The sequence below is a fragment of the Streptomyces sp. NPDC048566 genome (assembly GCF_043199735.1).
Taxonomy (GTDB): Bacteria; Actinomycetota; Actinomycetes; order Streptomycetales; family Streptomycetaceae; genus Streptomyces.
On sequence record NZ_JBICWL010000002.1, the window covers coordinates 503,855 to 525,037 of the forward strand.

Annotated in this window: 21 protein-coding genes and 7 tRNA genes; 17 read left to right on the forward strand and 11 right to left on the reverse strand. The window is 75.3% G+C overall.

Going from position 1 to position 21,183, the window contains the following annotated elements; genetic code table 11:
• Positions 1-39 precede the first annotated feature (39 nt).
• Together cobA and ACGFS9_RS06095 are read left to right on the forward strand one after the other, a co-directional pair.
• Complete coding sequence (gene cobA, locus ACGFS9_RS06090) at positions 40-1,272, forward strand: uroporphyrinogen-III C-methyltransferase (RefSeq protein WP_393251111.1); 1,233 nt, start codon at positions 40-42, stop codon at positions 1,270-1,272.
• Positions 1,273-1,356: 84 nt separating this feature from the next.
• Complete coding sequence (locus ACGFS9_RS06095) at positions 1,357-2,175, forward strand: TrmH family RNA methyltransferase (protein ID WP_393251112.1); 819 nt, start codon at positions 1,357-1,359, stop codon at positions 2,173-2,175.
• A 35-nt stretch (positions 2,176-2,210) separates the two neighbouring features.
• Here ACGFS9_RS06095 and ACGFS9_RS06100 read toward each other — a convergent pair whose 3' ends face one another.
• Complete coding sequence (locus ACGFS9_RS06100) at positions 2,211-3,554, reverse strand: serine/threonine-protein kinase (protein ID WP_393251284.1); 1,344 nt, start codon at positions 3,552-3,554, stop codon at positions 2,211-2,213.
• Between the two features lie 196 nt (positions 3,555-3,750).
• Between ACGFS9_RS06100 and ACGFS9_RS06105 the strand changes: the two genes are divergently transcribed.
• The 4 genes from ACGFS9_RS06105 (at position 3,751) to ACGFS9_RS06120 (ending at position 6,039) form a co-directional block, all read left to right on the forward strand.
• Positions 3,751-3,984, forward strand: a complete 234-nt coding sequence (locus ACGFS9_RS06105) for a hypothetical protein (protein ID WP_393251113.1) — start codon at positions 3,751-3,753, stop codon at positions 3,982-3,984.
• 239 nt (positions 3,985-4,223) lie between these two features.
• Positions 4,224-4,433: a hypothetical protein gene (locus ACGFS9_RS06110; protein WP_393251114.1), complete on the forward strand. Its 210-nt coding sequence runs from the start codon at positions 4,224-4,226 to the stop codon at positions 4,431-4,433.
• Between the two features lie 289 nt (positions 4,434-4,722).
• Positions 4,723-5,628 (forward strand): aminoglycoside phosphotransferase family protein, encoded by a 906-nt coding sequence (locus ACGFS9_RS06115; RefSeq protein ID WP_393251115.1) that lies wholly within the window; start codon positions 4,723-4,725, stop codon positions 5,626-5,628.
• Positions 5,629-5,736: 108 nt separating this feature from the next.
• Positions 5,737-6,039: a zf-TFIIB domain-containing protein gene (locus tag ACGFS9_RS06120; RefSeq protein ID WP_393251116.1), complete on the forward strand. Its 303-nt coding sequence runs from the start codon at positions 5,737-5,739 to the stop codon at positions 6,037-6,039.
• Between the two features lie 121 nt (positions 6,040-6,160).
• Here ACGFS9_RS06120 and ACGFS9_RS06125 read toward each other — a convergent pair.
• The 5 genes from ACGFS9_RS06125 to ACGFS9_RS06145 form a co-directional block, all read right to left on the reverse strand.
• Positions 6,161-6,235: transfer RNA gene (locus ACGFS9_RS06125), tRNA-Val, on the reverse strand.
• Between the two features lie 41 nt (positions 6,236-6,276).
• Positions 6,277-6,348 (reverse strand) — tRNA-Val (locus tag ACGFS9_RS06130).
• A 19-nt stretch (positions 6,349-6,367) separates the two neighbouring features.
• Positions 6,368-6,439 (reverse strand) — tRNA-Val (locus ACGFS9_RS06135).
• 1 nt (position 6,440) lies between these two features.
• A tRNA-Cys gene (locus ACGFS9_RS06140) sits at positions 6,441-6,514 on the reverse strand.
• 40 nt (positions 6,515-6,554) lie between these two features.
• Positions 6,555-6,627: transfer RNA gene (locus ACGFS9_RS06145), tRNA-Gly, on the reverse strand.
• 156 nt (positions 6,628-6,783) lie between these two features.
• On the opposite strand from ACGFS9_RS06145, the gene ACGFS9_RS06150 reads away from it, so the two are divergent.
• From ACGFS9_RS06150 to ACGFS9_RS06160, 3 genes are all read left to right on the forward strand, one after another.
• Positions 6,784-7,830: a chorismate-binding protein gene (locus ACGFS9_RS06150; protein ID WP_393251117.1), complete on the forward strand. Its 1,047-nt coding sequence runs from the start codon at positions 6,784-6,786 to the stop codon at positions 7,828-7,830.
• Between the two features lie 79 nt (positions 7,831-7,909).
• Positions 7,910-8,731, forward strand: a complete 822-nt coding sequence (locus tag ACGFS9_RS06155) for an aminotransferase class IV (protein WP_393251118.1) — start codon at positions 7,910-7,912, stop codon at positions 8,729-8,731.
• Between the two features lie 74 nt (positions 8,732-8,805).
• Positions 8,806-9,630 (forward strand): GNAT family N-acetyltransferase, encoded by an 825-nt coding sequence (locus ACGFS9_RS06160; RefSeq protein ID WP_393251119.1) that lies wholly within the window; start codon positions 8,806-8,808, stop codon positions 9,628-9,630.
• Between the two features lie 92 nt (positions 9,631-9,722).
• On the opposite strand, the gene ACGFS9_RS06165 is transcribed toward ACGFS9_RS06160, so the two are convergent.
• Positions 9,723-10,256 (reverse strand): DsbA family protein, encoded by a 534-nt coding sequence (locus ACGFS9_RS06165; protein ID WP_393251120.1) that lies wholly within the window; start codon positions 10,254-10,256, stop codon positions 9,723-9,725.
• Positions 10,257-10,454: 198 nt separating this feature from the next.
• Between ACGFS9_RS06165 and ACGFS9_RS06170 the strand changes: the two genes are divergently transcribed.
• Positions 10,455-10,889, forward strand: coding sequence for a hypothetical protein (locus ACGFS9_RS06170; protein ID WP_393251121.1), 435 nt, complete (start codon positions 10,455-10,457; stop codon positions 10,887-10,889).
• A 411-nt stretch (positions 10,890-11,300) separates the two neighbouring features.
• Positions 11,301-11,504, forward strand: a complete 204-nt coding sequence (locus tag ACGFS9_RS06175) for a hypothetical protein (RefSeq protein ID WP_393251290.1) — start codon at positions 11,301-11,303, stop codon at positions 11,502-11,504.
• A 139-nt stretch (positions 11,505-11,643) separates the two neighbouring features.
• Here the strand turns inward: ACGFS9_RS06175 and ACGFS9_RS06180 are convergent, their stop codons facing one another.
• Positions 11,644-12,201 (reverse strand): CGNR zinc finger domain-containing protein, encoded by a 558-nt coding sequence (locus ACGFS9_RS06180; RefSeq protein WP_393251122.1) that lies wholly within the window; start codon positions 12,199-12,201, stop codon positions 11,644-11,646.
• 220 nt (positions 12,202-12,421) lie between these two features.
• Positions 12,422-12,835: an SsgA family sporulation/cell division regulator gene (locus tag ACGFS9_RS06185; RefSeq protein WP_003959770.1), complete on the reverse strand. Its 414-nt coding sequence runs from the start codon at positions 12,833-12,835 to the stop codon at positions 12,422-12,424.
• A 191-nt stretch (positions 12,836-13,026) separates the two neighbouring features.
• Here ACGFS9_RS06185 and ACGFS9_RS06190 point away from each other — a divergent pair, with 191 nt between their 5' ends.
• Both ACGFS9_RS06190 and ACGFS9_RS06195 read left to right on the forward strand, forming a co-directional pair.
• Entirely contained in the window at positions 13,027-13,461 is a 435-nt protein-coding gene (locus ACGFS9_RS06190) for a TIGR02611 family protein (protein ID WP_393251123.1), read from the forward strand.
• Positions 13,462-13,542: 81 nt separating this feature from the next.
• A tRNA-Val gene (locus tag ACGFS9_RS06195) sits at positions 13,543-13,614 on the forward strand.
• A 1,428-nt stretch (positions 13,615-15,042) separates the two neighbouring features.
• Here the strand turns inward: ACGFS9_RS06195 and ACGFS9_RS06200 are convergent.
• Positions 15,043-17,496, reverse strand: a complete 2,454-nt coding sequence (locus ACGFS9_RS06200; protein WP_393251124.1) for an SCO7613 C-terminal domain-containing membrane protein — start codon at positions 17,494-17,496, stop codon at positions 15,043-15,045.
• A gap of 280 nt (positions 17,497-17,776) precedes the next feature.
• On the opposite strand from ACGFS9_RS06200, the gene ACGFS9_RS06205 reads away from it, so the two are divergent.
• Both ACGFS9_RS06205 and ACGFS9_RS06210 read left to right on the forward strand, forming a co-directional pair.
• Complete coding sequence (locus tag ACGFS9_RS06205) at positions 17,777-18,223, forward strand: SRPBCC family protein (protein WP_393251125.1); 447 nt, start codon at positions 17,777-17,779, stop codon at positions 18,221-18,223.
• 39 nt (positions 18,224-18,262) lie between these two features.
• Positions 18,263-18,334: transfer RNA gene (locus ACGFS9_RS06210), tRNA-Val, on the forward strand.
• A 151-nt stretch (positions 18,335-18,485) separates the two neighbouring features.
• Here the strand turns inward: ACGFS9_RS06210 and ACGFS9_RS06215 are convergent.
• Positions 18,486-19,211 carry a 3'-5' exonuclease gene (locus tag ACGFS9_RS06215; RefSeq protein WP_393251126.1) on the reverse strand — a complete coding sequence of 242 codons (726 nt, stop codon included), beginning with the start codon at positions 19,209-19,211 and terminating at the stop codon, positions 18,486-18,488.
• 170 nt (positions 19,212-19,381) lie between these two features.
• On the opposite strand from ACGFS9_RS06215, the gene ACGFS9_RS06220 reads away from it, so the two are divergent.
• On the forward strand, positions 19,382-19,948 hold the full coding sequence (locus ACGFS9_RS06220) for a DUF4365 domain-containing protein (RefSeq protein ID WP_393251127.1): 567 nt from the start codon (positions 19,382-19,384) through the stop codon (positions 19,946-19,948).
• The gene (locus ACGFS9_RS06225) at positions 19,945-21,171 is read left to right on the forward strand and encodes a hypothetical protein (protein WP_393251128.1); all 1,227 of its coding nucleotides are present in this window, start codon (positions 19,945-19,947) and stop codon (positions 21,169-21,171) included. The genes ACGFS9_RS06220 and ACGFS9_RS06225 overlap by 4 nt, the downstream gene beginning before the upstream one ends.
• Positions 21,172-21,183 lie beyond the last annotated feature (12 nt).

Here is a 21,183-nt window from a genome sequence, read left to right on the forward strand (position 1 = left end):
CCCACCGCACCGCCCGCCCGCACGAGGAGCCGTACCTCCATGGCCGAACATCCCGCCTACCCCGTGGGCCTCCGTCTCGCCGGACGCCGTGTCGTCGTCCTCGGCGGCGGCCAGGTGGCCCAGCGACGGCTCCCGGCCCTGATAGCGGCCGGCGCCGACATCCACCTCGTGTCCCCGGGCGCCACCCCGTCGGTCGAGGCGATGGCGGACGCCGGGGAGATCCACTGGACGCGGCGCCCGTACGAGGAAGGCGACCTCGCCGACGCCTGGTACGCGCTGATCGCCACCGACGACCCGGACGCCAACGCCGCCGCGTCGGCCGAGGGGGAGCGGCACCGCGTCTGGTGCGTCCGCGCCGACGACGCCGACCGGGCGACCGCCTGGACCCCGGCCACCGGCCACAGCGAGGGCGTGACCGTCGCCGTCCTCACCACGGACGCCAGGGGCCGCGACCCGCGGCACACCGCCGCGATCCGGGACGCCGTCGTCGAGGGCCTGCGCGACGGCACACTCGTCGCGCCCCACTACCGAACGCGTACGGCGGGTGTCGCCCTGGTCGGCGGCGGGCCCGGCGACCCGGACCTCATCACCGTGCGCGGACGCCGTCTGCTCGCCGAGGCCGACGTGGTCATCGCGGACCGGCTCGGCCCCCGGGACCTGCTCGCCGAACTTCCGCCGCACGTCGAGGTGATCGACGCGGCCAAGATCCCCTACGGCCGGTACATGGCCCAGGAGGCCATCAACAACGCGCTCGTCGAGCACGCGAAGCAGGGCAAGGCCGTCGTCCGCCTCAAGGGCGGCGACCCCTTCGTCTTCGGCCGCGGCATGGAGGAGGCGCAGGCGCTCGCCGAGGCGGGCATCCCCTGCACGATCGTCCCGGGCATCTCCAGCTCGATCTCCGTGCCGGGCGCGGCCGGCATCCCGGTCACCCACCGGGGAGTCGCCCACGAGTTCACCGTGGTCAGCGGCCACGTCGCCCCGGACGACGCGCGCTCGCTCGTCGACTGGCCGGCTCTGGCCCGGCTCCGCGGCACCCTCGTCGTGCTGATGGGCGTCGACAAGATCGGCATGATCGCCGACACCCTCGTCGCGCACGGCAGGCCGGCCGCCACCCCGGTGGCGCTCGTCCAGGAGGGCACCACCGCCGCGCAGCGCCGCGTCGACGCCACGCTCGGCACGGTCGCCGAGACCGTCCGCACCGAGGACGTGCGCCCGCCCGCGGTCATCGTCATCGGCGACGTCGTGAACGCGGGCCCCGGAACCTCCGCGTGACCACGACCTCCGCGTGACCACGGGCGACCCGCCCCGACCCGTTCCCAGCCGTTGGCACCACACCCAGGACAGGCAGTACACCCCGTGGCCGATCTCATCACCGTCGACGATCCCGACGACCCGCGTCTGAGCGACTACACGGACCTCACCGACGTCGAGCTGCGCCGCCGGCGCGAACCCGCCGAGGGCCTGTTCATCGCCGAGGGCGAGAAGGTCATCCGGCGTGCCGGGGACGCCGGGTACGCGATGCGCTCCATGCTGCTGTCGGCCAAGTGGGTCGACGTGATGCGGGACGTCATCGACGAACTGCCCGCCCCCGTCTACGTGGTCGGCCCCGAGCTGGCCGAGCGGGTCACCGGGTACCACGTGCACCGGGGCGCCCTCGCCTCCATGCAGCGCAAGCCGCTGCCCGACGCCGCCGAACTGCTGCGCTCCGCGCGCCGGGTCGTCGTCATGGAGTCGGTCAACGACCACACCAACATCGGTGCCATCTTCCGCTCCGCCGCCGCGCTCGGCATGGACGCGGTGCTGCTCTCCCCGGACTGCGCGGACCCCCTGTACCGCCGCTCGGTGAAGGTCTCGATGGGCGCGGTCTTCTCCGTCCCCTACGCCCGGCTGGACGCCTGGCCCAGGAGCCTGGACACCGTCCGCGACGCCGGGTTCACCCTGCTCGCCCTCACCCCGGACGAGAAGGCCCGCTCCCTCGACGAGACCGCCCCGCACCGCATGGAGCGGGTCGCGCTGATGCTCGGAGCCGAGGGCGACGGACTGTCCGCCCGCGCTCTGAGGGCCGCCGACGAGTGGGTCCGCATCCCCATGGCGCACGGTGTCGACTCGCTGAACGTCGGAGCGGCGGCGGCCGTCGCCTTCTACGCCGTGGCCACCGGCCGCCCCGGGATGTGACGTCCCCGCAGCCGAGCCGCCCACGGGACCCGCGCTCACCCGTCCGCAGACGGGACCGATGCTCGGCCGTCCGGCGGCGTCCCGCCGCGGGCGGCGCCCGCCGCCGGGCCGGCCGAGGGCGCGGGGGCGCCCGTCGGCTGCTCGCTGCGCACGTCCGTGCGCCGGTCCTCGCCGCCCAGTCCGCGGGCCGGTCCCTGGCAGCCCTGGGCGACCGCGATCCCGAGTGCGACGAGCAGCGTGACCACGACGAAGACGAACAGCCGCTGGCGCAGCAGCCGCGGGTTGGCGGGCCGCCGGCCGGTGCCGGTCGTCCGCGGCCCGGGCCGTCCGGTGCCGCTGCGCGGCGCCGGCCTGCTGCCGGACCGCCCGGCGGTGCGGGAGGGCGCGGGCCGGGCGCCCGACCGTGCCCCGGCGCCCGTCCCGCCGGTGCGCGGCGGGGGAGTGCCCTGCGGGCGCCGCTGGGTGCGCTGCTCGGCGTAGCTCTCGGCGAGACGGCCCGAGGGCCGGTCCGGGTCGACGCGCTGCGTGGGCGGCCGGACGTCCGCCATGCCCTGCGCCTCGCGCGCCGCGATCTCCTTGAGCCGCAGCGACAACTGGAGCGTGCTGGGCCGCTCCTCGGGGTCCTTGGCCAGGCAGGCGCGGACGAGCGGCGCGAGCGCGTCCGGAACGCCGTGCAGCTGGGGCTCCTCGTGCACCACGCGGTAGAGCATCACCTCGGAGCTGCCCTGCCCGAACGGCGAGTCCTGGGTCGCCGCGTACGCCAGCGTCGCGCCCAGCGCGAACACGTCCGTCGCCGGGGTGACGGCCGCGCCGCGCACCTGCTCCGGGGCGAGGAACCCGGGGGAGCCGACGGCCGTGCCGACGTGCGTGAGCGTGCTGGCGCCGGTCGCCCAGGCGATGCCGAAGTCGATGATCCGCGGCCCCTTCGGGGACAGCAGGATGTTCGACGGCTTGAGGTCGCGGTGGACGACGCCCGCCTCGTGCACCGCCACCAGCCCCTCGGAGAGCGCGGCACCGACGGCGGCGACGTCGGAGGCCGCCAGCGGCCCCTCCTCCGCGACCTTGTCGTGCAGGGACGGCCCGGGCACGTACTGCGTGGCGAACCACGGGCGGTCGGCCTCCAGGTCGGCGGCGACGAGGCGCGCCGTGCAGCCGCCCCTGATCCGGCGTGCCGCCGAGACCTCGCGGGCGAACCGCGAACGGAACTCCTGATCCTCCGCCAGGTCCGGCCGGATCACCTTCAGGGCGACCCGCTGTCCGCGCCGGTCGGAACCGAGGTAGACCACGCCCATCCCGCCCGCGCCGAGCCGTCGGTGAAGCCTGAACGAGCCGACGACACGCGGGTCCTCGCGCCTCAGGCGCATCATCGCCATGTCCATCCCCGCTGCCCGGTCCGTTTGACGAGCCACAGCTTACGTTTCCCCGGCCGGGTGCGCGCAGAGGCCGCGCCCTCTCGTCCCGATCGATTGTCAGTGCCGGGTGGGAGACTTGAGAGGTGGTCAGGGAGCGTGCGCCCAGGACCTCTTCGGGGAGCGCCTCATCCCAACCACCCGTCACAGAAGGGGGATTGAGTCCGTGAAGGGTGACCGCGTGGAGATCGTCGTGGATGCCGGGGACACGACGCGTACGTACGAGGTGGTGGCGAGCAGAGCGGGGCGCAGGGTGGAGACGGCGGTGCGCCGCGGGGTGGTCGAAGTGAGCGAAGTCACCCGAAGTGGATCAGTGGTGCGGACCGCCCGCTTCATGGCGACCCGGGTGCTCGCTCTGGTGGAGCAGCCGGTTCCCCGGGAGGTCGGTCCGGAGCTGTAGGGGCGGATCGCGCCCCCTCGGGGAAGACCCTGAGACCCGGGGCCGCGTCTCCACCCAGGGGAGTAGTCCGCAGGTCGTCGCTCATCCTCCGGGAGGCCCGCCAATCGGTACGAGGGCATGACGCCGTGCCCGCGCCGTGCCCCTAGATTGGAGGTCAAGCGGCGGGTGCAGCACTCGTCCCCCGAGGTCAAGCGCCCGCCGCTGCCCAGCACAACAGAAACTCGGTCAGGAGAGGGACCATGTCCCGGACGGCATCGCGGACGGCGTTCCGCACGCAGGGGCGCGCAGCCCGCGGCGCGGCGTCCGGCACCCGTCCCCGGGGCCGTCGCCACCCCCTGGTGGCGACGGCGATGGTCCTTCCCCTGGCGGCCCTGCTCGTGGTCGTCTTCGGCGGCTGGGAGGCAGTGGTCACACAGGCGTCGTCCGTGGGCGTGATGCTGGGGCGCTGAGCGGCGCCCCAGGCCCGGAAGAGCGGTCCGGGCGGGGACATCCGGCCATGAAACCCCGTGGGGACGGGGGTGCGGCGGACGGCACGAGGAATGCCCGCGCAGCTGGGGAGCTGCGCGGGCATTCCTCATCCCCCGTCCCCGCGAACCGCCGGCGCCGGCCCGGGCCCTCACCGCGCACGGCCGCCCGGGGCCGGGCCGTTCCGCCGCCGCGCCGGCCGCCTGCGTAGGCTCGTCCGCGGTGCCGCAGGCCCCGGCCACCCCGGCGGGCCGCACCGTTCCAGGGGGATACGTGACCGCAGACGACCTGCTGTCGGCGCTCGCCGCGGGCGCGCGCCGTGCCGCCCATCCGGCCGCGGACTGCACCTGCGCCACCGCGGACGCGGCGCTCGCGGACCGCGACGACGCCACCGTCGTGCGGCACGGCGACACCGTCGCGAAGGCCCACGCCCCGGACACGGACCCCGCGGCGCTGAGCCGCCGCCTCCGTGTCGCCGCACGCCTGCCCGGCGTCCTGCTGCCCCCGCGGCGGCCCGCGCCGACCGAGCTGCTCGGCCGGCAGGTGACCCTCTGGCCCTACGGCAGCCCCGTCGACCCCGACACTCCGCAGGCCGCCCCCTGGGAGGCCGCCGCGACCCTCCTCGCCCGGCTGCACCGGGCCCCGGTCCCGGCCGGCCTGCCACCCATGCGCGGCCCCGCCAAGGCCGCCCGCGCGATCGCCCGGCTGCGCGCGGCCGGCCCGCACCCCGGCGCCGGGCCCGTGCTCCGGGCCTGGGACGGCCTGCCCGGCTGGGCGCGCTCGCACGCCCCGATGCCGGGGGCCACCACGCTCTGCCACGGCGACCTGCACCTCGGCCAGCTCGTCCGGCATCCCGCGCCGGACGGCCCCTGGGTCCTCATCGACGTCGACGACCTGGGCGTCGGCGCCCCCGTCTGGGACCTGGCCCGGCCGGCCGCCTGGTACGCGTGCGGGCTGCTCCCGCCCGACGAGTGGCTGCGGTTCCTGACCGCCTACCGGCGTGCGGGCGGACCCGCCGTCCCCGCGCAGGGCGACCCGTGGCCCGCCCTCGACACCGCCGCCCGCGCCCTCACCGTGCAGACCGCCGCGCTCGCCGTCGCCAAGTCCGCGGCGGCGCGGCGTCCGTTGGACGAGGTGCAGCAGGCCGTCGTCGACGCGTGCGACCGCATGCCGGGGTGACGTGCCGGGCGCCGGGCCGATGATTCCCGGCGCGGGTGCAACCGGCGGACGCCGGGCAGTGTCTGTCCTGACGGAAGCAGTACCGACCGGCGAGGAGTTGAGCCGAGCATGCAGTGTCCGAAGTGCCATGCGCCGATGCACACGTACAACCGCAACGGTGTGCAGATCGAGCAGTGCAGCGGCTGCCGCGGGATTTTTCTCGACTACGGCGAGCTGGAGGCCCTGACGCGGGTGGAGTCGCAGTGGGCGCAGCCCGCCCCGCCGCCCCCGGGCGTCCCGCAGGGCTACCCCTCCGCGCCCGCGCCCGCCTGGGGAGCCCCGCAGCACGGCGGTCACGGCGGCGGCCACTACGGCGGTCACGGCGGTCACCGCCGGCACAAGAGCTTTGGGCACATGCTCTTCTCGTCCTGACCGTGCGGAGGGGCCGCTCCGCACCGGAGCGGCCCCTCCGGTCCCGCCGTGGCCGGGTGGGCCACGGCGGGACCGGACACGACGAAGCCCCCGGCCGTACGAGACGGCCGGGGGCTTTCGGTGGTGCGCGATACTGGGATTGAACCAGTGACCTCTTCCGTGTCAGGGAAGCGCTCTCCCGCTGAGCTAATCGCGCAGGTCACGCGGCGATGCGCCACGTCTCCCGCTGATGCTGCGTGCGCGATACTGGGATTGAACCAGTGACCTCTTCCGTGTCAGGGAAGCGCTCTCCCGCTGAGCTAATCGCGCGGGGATCCTTGCGGACCAGTGGACGATACTGGGATTGAACCAGTGACCTCTTCCGTGTCAGGGAAGCGCTCTCCCGCTGAGCTAATCGTCCTTGGAGGTGGAGACGGGATTTGAACCCGTGTAGACGGCTTTGCAGGCCGTTGCCTCGCCTCTCGGCCACTCCACCAGGAGTGCGGTGGTTCGGGAAGATCCCCCGCGTTCCTGCGAGCGGACGACCAGGTTCGAACTGGCGACCTCAACCTTGGCAAGGTTGCGCTCTACCAACTGAGCTACGTCCGCTTGTCGTTTCCGTTCCGCTTGCGCGGCCCGGCGACGAGTTGAACTCTAGCGGATTCCGGGGCCAGTACAAAAACGCGTTTGTGCAGCGTGCTGCGCCCTGTCCGGCCGAGGACGTGGTCAGGGCACCCTCAGGACGCCCGCTCTAGACTCGACCACGTGCTCGACCTCCCTCCGCTCGCCCGTTTCGGCGACCTCGTCGCGACCGGCCTCCTCGACGTCACCGCCGACCCCGCGGCCCTGGAATCGGCCGGATTCTGGGCCGTCGCCGCCGACTTCGAAGGGCGCCTGACCTGCGCCCGCTTCCGTGACGTACGCCGGGAGCCGGTGCCCGCCCCGGTGCCCGGCCGGTGGCGGGGACCCGCGGCCGGCGACTGGACGTCGTCCCTCGACCGCGCCGCGTACACGGCCGGAGTGCGGCGGATACGCGAGCACATCGCGGCCGGCGAGGTCTACCAGGCGAACCTGTGCCGGGTCCTCTCCGCGCCCGTCGAGCCCGGCGCCGACGTGGACGCGCTGACCGCCCTGCTGGCCCGCGGCAACCCGGCTCCGTACGCCGGAACGATCCGGCTCCCCGGCCACGGCGTCGAGACGGCCACCGCCTCGCCGGAACTCTTCCTGCGCCGCACCGGCCGCGTGATCGAGTCGGGACCGATCAAGGGCACCGGACGCACCGAGGCGGACCTGCTGGAGAAGGACTACGCCGAGAACGTCATGATCGTGGACCTCGTCCGCAACGACATCGGCCGGGTCTGCGAACCGGGCAGCGTCACGGTGCCCGACCTCTGCGTCGTCGAGAAGCACCCGGGGCTCGTGCACCTGGTGTCCGGCGTCCGCGGCACCCTGCGCGCCGGCGCCGGCTGGCCCGGACTCCTGGCCGCCGCCTTCCCGCCCGGCTCCGTCACCGGAGCGCCGAAGTCCAGCGCCCTGCGGATCATCGACGCCCTGGAGACCGTGCCGCGCGGACCCTACTGCGGAGGCATCGGCTGGGTCGACGCCGACCGCGGCACCGGCGAGCTGGCCGTGGGCATCCGCACCTTCTGGATCGACCGCGCAGCCGGCGCCCTGCGCTTCGGCACCGGCGCCGGGATCACCTGGGGCTCCGACCCCGAGGGGGAGTGGCGGGAGACCGAGCTGAAGGCGGCCCGGCTGCTCGCGGTAGCGTCGGGGGAGTACGAGGCGGCCGACGGGGCCGTCTCGCCCTGACCCGGTCCGGGGGCCGCCGCACACCGAGCGGCGGCACCGCCCCGGACGGCGGGTCCGGCACGCATCCGCGAGGTGATCAGTGAAGCTCTGGCTCGACGGCGGGCTGCAGGACATGGACGCCGCCCGCGTCTCCGTCCTCGACCACGGACTGACCGTGGGTGACGGCATCTTCGAGACCGTGAAGGCCGTCCACGGACGCCCGTTCGCGCTGACCCGCCACCTCGACCGGCTGGCCCGTTCCGCACGCGGTCTCGGCCTGCCCGAACCCGACGCCGACGAGGTCCGCCGGGCCTGCGCCGCCGTCCTCGACGCCAACCCGATGCCGCTGGGCCGGCTGCGCATCACCTACACCGGCGGCCACGGCCCGCTCGGCTCGGACCGCGGCGACCGCGGCACCACCCTCGTCGTCGCGCTCGGCTCCTCCGACCGGCGTCCCGACACCACTGCCGTCGTCACCGTGCCCTGGACCCGCAACGAACGCGGCGCCCTGACCGGCCTGAAGACCACCTCGTACGCCGAGAACGTCGTCGCCCTGGCCCGCGCCCGGGAACACGGCGCGTCCGAGGCGCTGTTCGCGAACACCGTGGGCCGGCTCTGCGAGGGCACCGGATCGAACGTCTTCGTCGTCCTCGACGGCGAGATCCACACCCCGCCCGTAGCCTCCGGCTGCCTCGCCGGCATCACCCGCGCCCTCACCGTGGAGTGGACCGGCGCCCGCGAGACCGATCTGCCCGTCGACGTCCTGGACCGCGCCGACGAGGTCTTCCTGACCTCCACGCTGCGCGACGTGCAGGCCGTGCACCGGATCGACGGACGCGAACTGCCGGGCGCGCCGGGGCCGGTGACCGCCAAGGCGATGCGGATCTTCGAGGAGCGGGCCGGCGACGACCTCGACCCCTGACCCTGCGCGGCCGGCGGGGCCCGATGACGAGGGGGCAGGGCCGACCGCGCGCCGCACGGGGTAGAACTCTTGTGATGACCACCACCCTGCGGCCGACCGAGCCGCTTCAGCTCGCCGAGGACGGGAGGCGTTCACGCCGCTACCAGGTGTGCGTGAACAGCCGTCCGGTCGGAGCGGTGCGCCTCGCCACGAGCGCCGAACTCGGACCGGACTTCGCCAGGATCAGCGACCTCCGCATCGAGGAGCCCGACCGCGGCCGCGGTCGCGGCACCGTGGCCGCCCTGGCCGCGGAGGAGGTGGCGCGCGGCTGGGGCTGCCGGCAGATCGAGGTCGCGGTGCCGGGGGACGCGCCCCGGGCCCTCGCCCTCACCCGTGCGCTCGGCTACGTCCTGCGCGGCCGCGGCATGGAGAAGGCCGTCGGCGCGGACGCGCCCACGCTGCCGCCGGGCGCCGCCACGCGGCCGATGACCCCCGACGAGTACGCGGCCTGGGAACGCGCCGGGCGGCGGGAGTACGCCGAGGACTGGATTCGGCGCGGGGTGCCGGAGGCCGAGGCCCACGCCAAGTCGGACCGCGACTTCCGCAGAGCGCTGCCCCGGGGGCAGGACAGCCCGGGCGCGCTGCTGACCGTCCTGGAACACGACGGCGTCCCGGTCGGCGAGCTGTGGCTCGGACTCCGGGACGGGCGCGCGTTCGTCTACGACGTCGCCGTCCGCGCCGGCCGGCGCGGCCACGGCCACGGCCGGACGCTCATGCTGCTCGCCGAGGCGCAGGCGGGCGCGGCGGGCTGCCGGCGCCTCGCGCTGCACGTCTTCGCGGACAACGCCCCGGCCGAACGGCTCTACGCGTCCCTCGGCTACGGGACGACGGAGTACTACCTCTACAAGAACCTGCTGTAGCGCGTCAGGCGGCACGGCCCCGGCCCGGAGACCGGGAAGGCGGCCGGGAGCGGCCTGCCGCTCCCGGCCTGCCGCCCGGCGCCGCGGCCGGCTCAGCCCTGCTCGGCGAGCAGCCGCTCCGCGATCCGCTCGACACGCTCGCGCAGTCCGTCCTGGCTCGTTCCGCCGTCCAGACGTTCACCGCCGATGACGTACGTCGGCGTACCGGTCACGCCGATCGCCTTGCCCTCCGCCTGGTCCGCGTCGACGATCAGGATGTGCCGGCCGTCGATCAGCGCCGTGTCGAACTCCTCGGCGTCCAGGCCGAGTTCTCCGGCGACCTCGACCAGGAAGCGCTCGCCGCCGCGGTCCAGCTCCGCCACCCGGCCGAGCACGGCCTCGACGTAGGCCCAGCCGCCGCCCTGCTCGGCGGCCTCCTCCGCCGCCTGCGCCGCGGCGAAGGCGTGCCGGTGCTTCTCCAGCGGGAAGTGCCGCAGCCGCACCTCCAGGCGGTCGCCGAAGCGGGCCCGCAGGGCCCGGAGGTCGGCGAGCGCGTCACGGCAGTCGGTGCACTGCAGCTCGCACCACACGTCCAGCACGACGGGGTCCTGGCCGGGGGCGGCGGAGGCGGGGGAGAAGTCGTTCATGGTCGCCAGTCTTCCAGTCCGGGCGGGGAGTGGACGAACCGGTGGGTTCCGGCAGCGGGCGGCCCGACCGGCACCCGGGGAGGAGGGCACCCCCGAGATCTCCCTGAGGTTGGCCCCGGGCGTGGCCCCGGAGCCGGGTGTCGGTGCAGGATGGAAGGGACGAACCGCCCGCTCGACCGACGCTGCCCGGAGGACCGGATGATTGCCGAGACCGTCTGTTCCGCCGTTTCCGTGGCCGGGCTCGGCATCGCGGCCGTGACGGCGTACCGCAAGCGTTTCCTGTCGGCCGCCCGGATCGCCGCCTACTCCCTGGTGCCGATCGGCCTGGTCATGACGGGCGCGGTGGGCTGGGTGGCCGACACCGCGTTCAGCCCGACCGCCTGGGCCGGCTTCGTGGTGCTGGGCGGCGCCTGGCTGCTGTTCATGATCACCCGAGCCGTGGAGCGACGGGGCGGCGGGACCCGCAGGGAGCGCAAGGCGGCGAAGGCGGCCGCGGAGCGCGACGCGGTCGCTCCCGCGGCGTCGGCGCCCACGCTGGGGCAGGCGCCCCGTCCCACCGCCGCGCCGCGCGGCGGGGAAGCGGGCGACGACTTCAGCGACATCGAGGCCATCCTGAAGAAGCACGGCATCTGACAGACGCCGGCCGGGGTGCCGCCGACCGGCGTTCGCCGGACTCGGGGCGGGTGCGGCGGTGCCGTCCCGCCCGGACGGCCCGCGGGCGCGGGCCGGGCCGCCGGGGGCCGGGTGGGAGGGCGGTACCCCGCCGGAACGCGCCGGTGCGCCCGCGACGCTCGTGAGGTCGGCTCCCGGAGCGCCGGGCGGGTCCGCCGGTGACGCGGTGCCGGCATGGACTCCCGTTCCGGCCGGAGGGCCTGCCCCGGGACGCTCCGCCCCGCGCGTCCGAGCGGAGCGAGCGGGCCGGGGCGGCGTGGCGCGCGGGGGGGGGGATCGTCCACAAGATCGCACGCGCGGCGCACGGAACGCGCCGAACCGTTCAGGTTCGGGCACGCCCGTCACATGATCCAGCGAACTCCCGTATATTCCGTGCGTGTTGATCGCGCAGGGAGTGCCGCCTGCGTCATCATCGCCCGCGAGATGCTGGACACAACACCGAGCGACACCGCCGCCCCGTCCAAGGAGCGGCGAGGTTGTCTCTTCGCGCTCTCCCAGCCGCCGCTGATGATCTTCCTGACAGTGATCGGCTGCTTGCTCCTCATGGCTTCGCTGCACGACCTGCTGCTGCTCTGAGCTGTACACGGAGCCCCTGGCGTCACCCGCCGAGGGCTCCGTCGGTCCGGTCCCCCCGGAGGGCGCCCGGCCTGGTGTCCCCGCTCTCGATCCCCGCCGTCGCGCACCGGGCGTCCCCCGGAGGCCGGCCGGCCACGGCTCAGCCGGTGGCCTCCTTGCGGCGTGCCCGGTAGGCGGCCACGTGGAGCCGGTTGCCGCAGGTGCGACTGTCGCAGTAGCGGCGGGAGCGGTTGCGGGAGAGGTCCACGAAGGCCCGCCGGCAGTCCGGCGCCTCACAGCGGCGCAGCCGGTCCTGCTCCCCGGCGACGACGAAGAAGGCCAGGGCCATCCCGCAGTCGGCGGCGAGGTGGTCGGCGACCGAGGCCCCCGGCGCGAAGTAGTGCACGTGCCAGTCGTAGCCGTCGTGATCGGTCAGCCGGGGGGTGGTGCCCGCGGCGGCGATCAGCTCGTTGATGAGCGCGGCGGCGGCCCGCGGCGCCTCGGCCGCGAAGATCGCGGCGAACCGGCCGCGGATCCGGAGCACCGCGGCGAGATCGTCCGCGGACAGCACCCCGACGTCGCTGATGGCGTGCGTGCGCACGAAGTCCGCGAGCGACGGGACGTCCGCGAGCCCGTCGGCGGTCCCGTCCTCCGGTGCGGTGTTCACCAGATCCACCACGGTGTCGAGCGCGCACCGGGTGTCGTGGGTGATCAGCACGATTCGCTCCCTGGCCTGGGGGCCGGGCGAGGGCGCCCGTCCGATGCTGGCCGATGGTAGTGCGTCCCGGCGGGCGCGCGCGGACGCCGGGACGCCGGACACGCACCGGCGCCGGTGCCGCGGACCTTCCGCGACGCCGGCGCCGGTGTCATCCCTATGCGGTTGTGGGCCCGAGCCGTCTCCCCGAGTGGACGGCGCCGGGCGGCTCTGTGGAGACGCGTCAGCTCTCGGCCAGGATGTGCGAGAGCTCCGTGTCGAGGTCGAAGTGCCGGTGTTCCGTGCCCGGGGGCACGGCTGCGTCCGTTCGCTTCAGGAAGGATTCCAGGGCCCTCGCGGGGGCTTCGAGCAGGGCTTCGCCCTCCGGAGAGCTCAGGGCGATGCAGACGACGCCCTGGCCGTGGCTCCGGGACGGCCAGACTCGGACGTCTCCGGTACCGGTGGGCCGGTGCAGGCCCTCGGCGAGGAGGTCGCGGGCGAACACCCACTCGACGGTTTCCTCGGCTCCGGTGTGGAAGGTGGCGTGCACGGCGTAGGGATCGGCCGTGTCATACCGCAGTCCTGCGGGTACAGGCAGTGAGGACTCGCTCGACACAACGAGGCGCAGGTGCAGCTCGCAGCTGACCGTGGTGTTCATAAGCGCCAGGGCCTTTCGCTCAGTGTGCGCTCGGGGATTCGCACGTCGGCGAAATCGACATGCCACCTACGGTGCCGTTGTAAACCCCTTCGAGGGTTTTGCGTGTCTTTATGTAACTCATCCGGCCGAGGGCGCCTTCGCCGGATAGGGCCATTCCGGTGACCGGATTCTCTCGGGTAGGGTTTGGTCGTATGAATACGGGGAGTGACGAGTCGGGCAAGGTCGCCGTGGTGGACGACGAAGCGGAGAATGAGCGAGCGCTCGGTTCGCGGGCGCCGGAATTCGTCAGGTCGCGCCGCGCGCTGCACGTGAGCTGGCAGGTCGGCGTTTTCGTCGTCGGGCTCGCGGTGGTCGTCGCCGGCGTGATCATGCTGCCCCTGCCCGGCCCCGGCTGGCTGGTGATCTTCGGCGGCATGGCCATCTGGGCGACCGAGTTCGTCTGGGCCCAGCTGGTGCTCCGCTGGACGAAACGCAAGGTCACGGAGGCGACCCAGCGCGCCCTCGACCCCCGGGTCCGCCGCCGCAACATCATCCTGACGACGATCGGCCTGGTGGTCGTGGCCGTGCTCGTCACCGTGTACGTCTGGAAGTTCGGCTTCGAGATGCCCTGGAACATCGCGGAGTGACGCCCCGGCACCCGCCCCCGGCGGTCCGTCCGCGCCGGTCGAGGCCATCCCCTGACATGGGGTAATGTTCTCCCTGCGCCCGGGCGATTAGCTCAGCGGGAGAGCGCTTCGTTCACACCGAAGAGGTCACTGGTTCGAACCCAGTATCGCCCACTTGTGCGAAAGGCCCCGGTCCACGTCATCGTGGACCGGGGCCTTCGCCGTGCCCGGAACCGCCGGCCGCGTGGGACGTCGCGGCGGGTGCCGTCCGCGCGGCGCCGTCCGGTGCGCTCCGGCCGCGCACCGGTACCCCGCACGGCCCGCGCACGGGGGCGTCCGGCCCGCCGGTGCCCCGGGCCGCGCGCACGGATCACCGCGACCCGGGAGGCCGGGCCCGGGTCCGTCCGGTGGTGCGGCCCTGTTCCGGATGGACCGCTCCCCTCCCGCGTCCTCCGGTCACGTCGCGCGGGGTGTCCTCGTGGGTCGGGCCGGCCCCCTTCGGTGCGGGCCGCTGCGCCACGGAGCGGGCGCCGTCGCTCACGCTCCGTTCCGTCCGCCGCCGCCGAAGCCGGCGGTGGCCGTATGTTTTCGGCCGTGCACTGCGCCCGGCCCGCGGTGCGCAACCTGTTCGACCGGTCGAGCGCGTGCGCTCCGCCTGCGGCGTTCCGGTCGCGGAGGCGGCCCGGGCCGCGCCGCGGCGAGCGGGCGCGCCCGTCGCGCGAGGTCGGGGTCCGGCCGGATTCCCGGTCCGCCCCGCCGCGACCCGCCGGCCTCGCCCGTGACGCACGGGGGACGCGCGTGGTGACGGACGGTCAGCGTCGGGCCGGCTCCGACCCCCCGGTGTGACGGAGGGTCAGGGTCGGCTTCCGTGGCGGAAGGTGGGCTTTACCGGCCACCGGGAAGTGAACTTCCCGGATTATGTGGACTTCTGAGAGAAGCTCTTGTTCCGTGCAGTGCCCGGAAATCCGGTGCGCGTATTTCCGGGCGTTGCCGTATTTCTGCGGAAGTACGACAAGAACGCGAGTCCGTCCGATCTCTCGGGAGAGATGGAGAGGGGTATTTCCGTCGTTCGTCGAATTGGCGGGCACGGGGTCGGGAACCGGGGTCCCGGTGGATGGAAATGCGTTCGTTTTCCTGTCGCGGCCCCGACGCCGTGTCACCTGCCGCCGGGACGGGGGCGCTTGGGGCGGTGGGGGGCGGGTTCCGGCGGCGTGGGGGAGCGGCGCCGCCCGGGCCCCCGTGCAACGGGCGGGACTCCGGGCGCTCGTCAAGTACCCGCGGCCCGACGCGCGGGAGAAACGCCCGGACGGCCCCCTGCCGAATTGTGCGGGAGCGCGCGGGAAACGGTCGGCAATCCCGCCCCGCCCGCGCGGACTCCGCCCTTCCGCCCACGGGCGCCGGACGTGAGCCGGTCGGCCCCGGGCCGCATCCCATTGCCGCCGAGGCCCTCGCGCATTCACTCCGGCGGTCCGAAGCCGTCCGGCCGAGCGGGCCCCGCCGGACCGGCCGCCGCAACCGCGGCCGGGGCCGACGCGACGCGGGTGCGTGACGGGCCGTGGTCACGGTCGGGCGGCGCGGCCGGCCTGGCGGGCCGCCGCGCCGTCAGCCCATCCGTCCCAGCACGTCCCGCACCCGCCGCGCGTCGCGCAACCGCTGCTCGTACGTGGCGCCCAGACCGAGCAGCAGGGCACCGGCCAGGGCCAGCGGGACCCAGCGGGGCAGCGCGTCGACCAGCTGCACGATGTACGGGGCGAGTTCGTGCAAGGCGTCCAGGAGGAGCGCCGCCCCGCCGAGCGCCAGCGGGGCCTGGAGGCGGTGCCGGGCGCCCAGCAGCGTCACGGCGAGCGCCGCGGCGCCGAGCAGCAGGGGGCGCGCTGCCTGCGCGTCGGCCCACGCGGCCATCAGGCTCGGTACGAGGGTCAGGCACAGGCCGGGCGCGTACGCGGTCCACGACGACACCGCCGGGTCCACGCGCCGCCGGTACGCGCCCACGAACAGGGCCGGGACCGACACGGGCAGGGTGTACGCCTCCGGGGCACTCACCCCCCAGGCCGTGAGCCGGACCCAGGCGGCGAGCACGAACAGGGCGGTGGCGGCGTACCCGACCGACCGGCGGTCCGCGCGCGCCGCCGTGGCGGCCGCGACGACACCGCACAGCGCGAGGACCGTGGCGAGCGTCGGGAGGTCCGTGGCGGCCAGGGCGACGGCGACCAGCGCGGCGACGGTCCCGGCGATCTCGACCGCCACCGTCGTCGGCACGTCGTCGGAGCGCGCCGCGGACAGGGCGGCCAGCGCGGGCACCACCAGGACGAGCAGGCCCGCGTGCGGGGGCTGCCAGCCGAAGGACGCGGCCGCCGCGCAGGCGAGGACGGTGGCGTGCGCGACCGCCGCGGGGGCGGCGAACGGGCCGAGGCCGGGCCGCCGCGCGGTCACGGCGAAGACGAGTGCCAGTGCGGCCGACACGGCCAGCGTCGCCGGCCGCGAGGCCAGCGCCAGGAGGGCGAGGTCGACCGAGGTGGCGAGGGCGAGGACCGCGGGCGTCACCGCGGGGCGGGCGCGGCGGGCGTGCGCCAGCAGGGCCGCCGTCGTCAGGGCGTGCGCCACCAGGCCGCCCGTGAAGGAGAGGCCGAGTGCGGCCGGCAGCGTCAGCGCCGCTCCCCAGGTCAGGACCACGGCGGCCACCAGGGCCCGCGGGCGCTGGTCCGCCGAGCGCACCGCCCGGACCAGGACCGCCGCGACCAGGCCGAGGACGACCGGCGCGCCGACCAGGCTGGGGACGGGCAGCAGGCCGTCCGTCACCGCCTCCCGGGCGGACGCCGGCGCGCCCGACCAGACCGAGCCCAGCCGGGCGAGCGGTCCCACGACGGACACCGCCACCGCCGGGAGCGCCGCCAGCACCGCGAGAGCCTGCACGGTCCCGGAGGCCGCGGCCGTCCCGCGGCGCACCGGTTCCGGTACCCCGGGCCGCACGGCCGCCAGCAGCAGGAGCCCGCAGACGACATGGCCGGTCACCGTCCACTCGGCGGGAAGCAGGGTCCGCAGCACCCCGCCGGCCGCGCCGACCGCGATCAGTCCGCCGGCCGCGGCCGCGCCGGTCGCCAGGCCCGGCCGGTCCGCGGTCCACGCCACCGTGAGGGCGATCGACGCGGCCAGCAGCAGCAGCGCAGCCGCCTGCGCGGCGGCGCTCGGCCCGCTGGCCGTCCAGGAGAGCAGGAAGCCGGCCAGCGTGCCCGAGCCGCCGAGGCCGAACGCGCCCGCGGCGGCGGCCACCCGGACCGCCGTCGCCGGGAAACGCAGGGCGACCGTCGCGTCGAGCGCCGCCGTCGCCAGCAGGGCGGCCGTGACCGCGTGCGCCTCGGCCCCGACGGCGAGGGCCCACAGCACGAGCGGGAACTGAGCGGCGAACACGGCGGCCGGCAGCGGCAGCCGCAGGCCGCGCGCCGACCCCCTGCCCGGCCGCCCGGCGGCGTCGGGGGCCGCGCCGGGCTCCCGCCCCGCGCCCGCCGGGCCCGCACGCCGCGCGCCGAACGCGTGTCCGTAAGCGGCCCAGCCCACCGCCAGAGCGGCCGAGGCGAACGCCGCGTACCCGAAGCCGTCGACGTGCGGAAGGGCCGCCGCGCGCAGCGCGTACGCGTCCAGCACCGTGAGGACGAGCCCGAGCCCCGCCAGCGACTCGGCGGTCGACCGCAGACCGCGCCGCAGCAGCACCGCCGGTGATCCGAGCACGGCCGCGGTCACCGCGCCGAGCACGACGGACCGGCCGACGATGCCCAGATGCCCCCAGCTGACCAGGGTGAACGCGATGGCGGCCACGGTCAGCAGCGCGCCGCCGAGGAGCAGCAGCACGTTCTGCACGCCGGGCGCCGTGGCCTCGGGCCGCCGGGCCGGCGGTACCCGTGGAGCGGCGACCGGGCCGGCCGGCATGCCGGGCCGTGGCTGGAGCACGTGGACCAGCCACGCACGGCGGTGCAGCAACACGGCTCGGCGGGCGTCCAGTTGACGCAGCTCGGCGTCCAGGAGCCGCAGTTCCTCGGCCGGGGGCGGTATCGGGGTCATGCTTCGGAGTGTGGTTCCGCCCCCCGGGCCGGGACATGAGTGCGCGTACTCACGCCGTACTCAGGTCGGTGGGACGGGCCCTGCGCACGAGGACCCGCACCCGGCTCTCCGGCCGCCGCACGGGACCGCGGGTGCCCGCCGGGAGGCGACGGCGAACAGCCCCGCCCGCGAACGGGCTTGGAGGCCGCGCGCCGGCGAGGCCGGGGGCGGCACCGCGGCCTCGGCGGTCAGGGACGCGGGCGGGAGGGCGTGCGCGCATGGGGCGGGGCACACTCGCTGCATGGACTGGAATCACTACCGCTTCCACAGCGAGTGGGATCTGCCCGCGGCCCCCGCCGCGGTGTACGCGGCCCTGGAGCGCGCCGAGGACTACCCGCTCTGGTGGCCGCAGGTACGGCAGGTGACGCCGCTGGACGAGCGCAGCGGCGTCATCCGCATCCGCTCCGCCCTGCCCTACGACATCACCGTCACCGCACGCGAGGCGCGCCGCGACCCGGAGGCGGGCGTCCTGGAGATCTCCCTGTCGGGCGACCTGGTCGGCTGGGCGCGCTGGACCCTCGACCCGGCCGGATCGGGCACCCGCGCCCGGTACGACCAGGAGGTGCGTGTCGCGACGGCGCTCCTGCGCCGGTTCGCCGTGCTCGGACGGCCCTTCTTCCGCGCCAACCACGCCCTGATGATGCGCGCGGGGCGACGCGGACTGCTCGGCCGCCTCGAAGCGGTTTGAACCCCACCCGCCGGGACCTGTATGGTTCAGTCCGTTCCCGGGCGATTAGCTCAGTGGGAGAGCGCTTCGTTCACACCGAAGAGGTCACTGGTTCGAACCCAGTATCGCCCACCCGGAGAAGACCGGTCCGTCACCGACGGGCCGGTCTTTCGTTGTCGGGCTCCCGGTCGCCCGCCGGTGGCGGCGGCCCGGAACCCTCCCGTTCCGCCCGGACCTCGGGTCCGCCCGGAAGCACCGGTCCGCCCGCTCCCCTCGGGGCCGTTCAGGCGGCGGCGGGCAGCTCGGGGCGCAGCGGCCACGCAGGGTCCACCGCCTCGTCCGAACCGCTGCGCGCGAACCACGCCTGGAGCCCGCGGGCCTGCGCCGCGTGCCACACCGCCTGGAGGGTGTGCAGTTCGGCCGGCGACAGCCGTTCGAGCCGTGAGGCGAACCGGCGCCCCACCGCCCGGACGAGTTCCAGCGACGCCAGCGCGTCCGCCGCCGCGTCGTGCGCGCCCTCCAGCGCCACGCCGTAGTGCGCGCACAGGTCGGTCAGGGTGCGGCGGCCCTTGCGGTAGCGGTCCAGATGCTTGTCCAGCACCCGGGGGTCGAGCACCCGCAGCGCCGACGGGTCCAGCCGCCGCTCCAGCGACGACGCCCGGTGCCGGCGCAACTCCCGGTCCAGCAGCGTCAGGTCGAAGGGAGCGTTCATCACCACGAGCGGCCGGCCCGCCGCGGCCTGCTCGCCCAGCTCACGGGCTATCTCCTCCACCACCGGCGACGGCCAGCGGCCGTTGCGCCGGAGGTGCTCGTCGGTGAGCCCGTGCACCGCCGTCGCCCCCGCGGGCACCGGCACCCCCGGATTCACCAGCCACCGGGTCGTCCTCGGGCGCGAGCCCGGGGCATCCTGGACGACGACGGCGGCCGACACGATCCTGTCGGTCTCGACGTCCACACCCGTCGTCTCCGTGTCGAACGCGGCCAGAGGGCCCTCGTACCAGCACGTCATACCAACACAACTCCTCGTTCACCCACGGCAGCTGACGCACCGTCTTCTGCCCGTTTGGTGATACCCGGGCTGTTTGCGCCGTACGCCGGAAGGAGACAACAGAGATACGGGTCTGCGCAGTTCAGCGACCCGCAGCGCGGACACACCGAGCCTGGAAGGCTGTTGGACTCATGGCACTCGCGCAGCCCGAACGGGGCGGGCTGCTGCCCCAGCGGACGGCACCCCATCGCGGTTCACTCGCCACCACCGCCTGCATGGAGACCCTTCAGGTGGGATACCTCCACGCCGTGGCGGCGGCGGCCGGCTGCTCGCTGTCCCAGCCCTTTCCCGACAACGGCATCGACTGGCACGTCAGCCACAGCGCCCCCGGGCACACGGTCGACGACGAAGTCACCATCAAGGTGCAGCTCAAATGCACCTACCAGATACCGCCGCACCCACCGGGGCCCGCGTTCTCCTTCACGCTCGACAACGCCCACCTGGCGAAACTCGCGCGCACCCCGGTCTCCGTGCACAAGATCCTCGTCGTGATGCTCGTGCCGAGATCCCGGGACGACTGGCTGCGCGCCGGCCACGACCGCCTCGACCTGCGGCACTGCTGCTACTGGATCAACCTCGCCGGGCACGCCGTCACGGGCCGGCAGCGGACCACCGTCCGCATCCCGACCGCCCGGATCTTCGACGACCGCGCCCTCTGCGAGATCATGACGAGGGTCGGGACGGGAGGCAGACCATGACACACCGCCCGATCGACGAACCCCTGCGCCCGGTCAGGGCCCATCCCGCCGAACCGCCGTGGAACGACCCGCCCGCCCCCGACCAGGTCGACCCGGTCGTCCTCGGCGCCCTCCTGGAACGCCACGGCTGGCGGCGGCGCGGGGGAGCGCCGGGACGCTACGGCCGCTGGACGCCACCGGGGCCCGGGGGCGGCGGCACCAGTCTGCTGGTGCCGGAGAACCGGGCCTTCCCCGACAGCGACGACCTGCTCGGCGAGGCGCTCGTCGCGCTCGCCCGCAGCGGCTCGCCGTCCGCGCGGGACGTGCTGCTGGCGCTCGCCGTCCCCAGCGACGAGATCCGCTGGTGGCGCGATGTGCCGACGGGGCCCGCGGGCGCCGCGCCCTGGACGGTCGAGGAGCAGTTGCGCGGGGCCGCGCGCCGGACCCTGCTCGCGGCCGCCCTGGCCACCCGCGCGCGGGCCGGCTACCACGGCGCCCGGCACCGCGGATCGGCGACGGCCGCCCTGGACGGCGTGCTGGTCGGTGCCGAACCGGGAGGCCGCCGCCTCACCGCGTTCGTTCCCGTCGCCACCGGCCGGCCGCTCGCGGTCCGGCTGCACCAGGCGCTGTACGCGGCCCGCGAGGCGATCGACTACCGGCGCGCCACCGGCGGCATGGACGCGTTCGACGCGGCGGTCGAGGCGGGCGTCAGCCACGAGCTGACCGAGGCGCTGGTGGCCCTCGTCCGCGGGACCGAGGGCGCCCGGATCGCCGTCGAGTGGTCGCCCGCCCGGGGTGTCCCCGGGGGCGGCACGAGCCCGGCCGAGGCGGTGGAGTTCTCCCCCGGGGACCTGCCCGTGCTGCGCGAGGCCGGAGCGCGCTATCTGCGCGAGGAGCCGTCCGTCGCCGTCCGCATCACCGGAGCGGTGGTCCGGATGCGCCGGCCCGATCCGCGCGGCCCGGGCACCGTCCGGCTCCGGGTGATCGCCGGTGCCGCCGTCCCGCACGTGCTGACCACGCTCGACGAGGAGGCCTACCGGACGGCCGGGCAGGCCCATCTCGACGGCCTGCCCGTGCGGGTGCGCGGGCGGCTGGAGAGCCGCGGGGGCTTCCGCCGGCTGACGGACGCCTCGGGGGTCGTGCCGGTCCGGGTGGACGAGGCGGAGCGGGACCGGCTGATGAAGTCGTGGCAGCGCGACGCCGAGCCGGCCGCCTTCCTCGAGGAGGGCTGCGGCGAGGACTGAGCGCGCCGTCGA

Coding starts and splice junctions, on each gene's coding strand:
- cobA (WP_393251111.1), top strand. CDS start 40: ATGGCCGAACATCCCGCCTACCCCGTGGGCCTCCGTCTCGCCGGACGC.
- ACGFS9_RS06100 (WP_393251284.1), bottom strand. CDS start 3,554: ATGGACATGGCGATGATGCGCCTGAGGCGCGAGGACCCGCGTGTCGTC.
- ACGFS9_RS06110 (WP_393251114.1), top strand. CDS start 4,224: ATGTCCCGGACGGCATCGCGGACGGCGTTCCGCACGCAGGGGCGCGCA.
- ACGFS9_RS06120 (WP_393251116.1), top strand. CDS start 5,737: ATGCAGTGTCCGAAGTGCCATGCGCCGATGCACACGTACAACCGCAAC.
- ACGFS9_RS06160 (WP_393251119.1), top strand. CDS start 8,806: ATGACCACCACCCTGCGGCCGACCGAGCCGCTTCAGCTCGCCGAGGAC.
- ACGFS9_RS06165 (WP_393251120.1), bottom strand. CDS start 10,256: ATGAACGACTTCTCCCCCGCCTCCGCCGCCCCCGGCCAGGACCCCGTC.
- ACGFS9_RS06170 (WP_393251121.1), top strand. CDS start 10,455: ATGATTGCCGAGACCGTCTGTTCCGCCGTTTCCGTGGCCGGGCTCGGC.
- ACGFS9_RS06185 (WP_003959770.1), bottom strand. CDS start 12,835: ATGAACACCACGGTCAGCTGCGAGCTGCACCTGCGCCTCGTTGTGTCG.
- ACGFS9_RS06190 (WP_393251123.1), top strand. CDS start 13,027: ATGAATACGGGGAGTGACGAGTCGGGCAAGGTCGCCGTGGTGGACGAC.
- ACGFS9_RS06200 (WP_393251124.1), bottom strand. CDS start 17,496: ATGACCCCGATACCGCCCCCGGCCGAGGAACTGCGGCTCCTGGACGCC.
- ACGFS9_RS06205 (WP_393251125.1), top strand. CDS start 17,777: ATGGACTGGAATCACTACCGCTTCCACAGCGAGTGGGATCTGCCCGCG.
- ACGFS9_RS06215 (WP_393251126.1), bottom strand. CDS start 19,211: ATGACGTGCTGGTACGAGGGCCCTCTGGCCGCGTTCGACACGGAGACG.
- ACGFS9_RS06220 (WP_393251127.1), top strand. CDS start 19,382: ATGGCACTCGCGCAGCCCGAACGGGGCGGGCTGCTGCCCCAGCGGACG.
- ACGFS9_RS06225 (WP_393251128.1), top strand. CDS start 19,945: ATGACACACCGCCCGATCGACGAACCCCTGCGCCCGGTCAGGGCCCAT.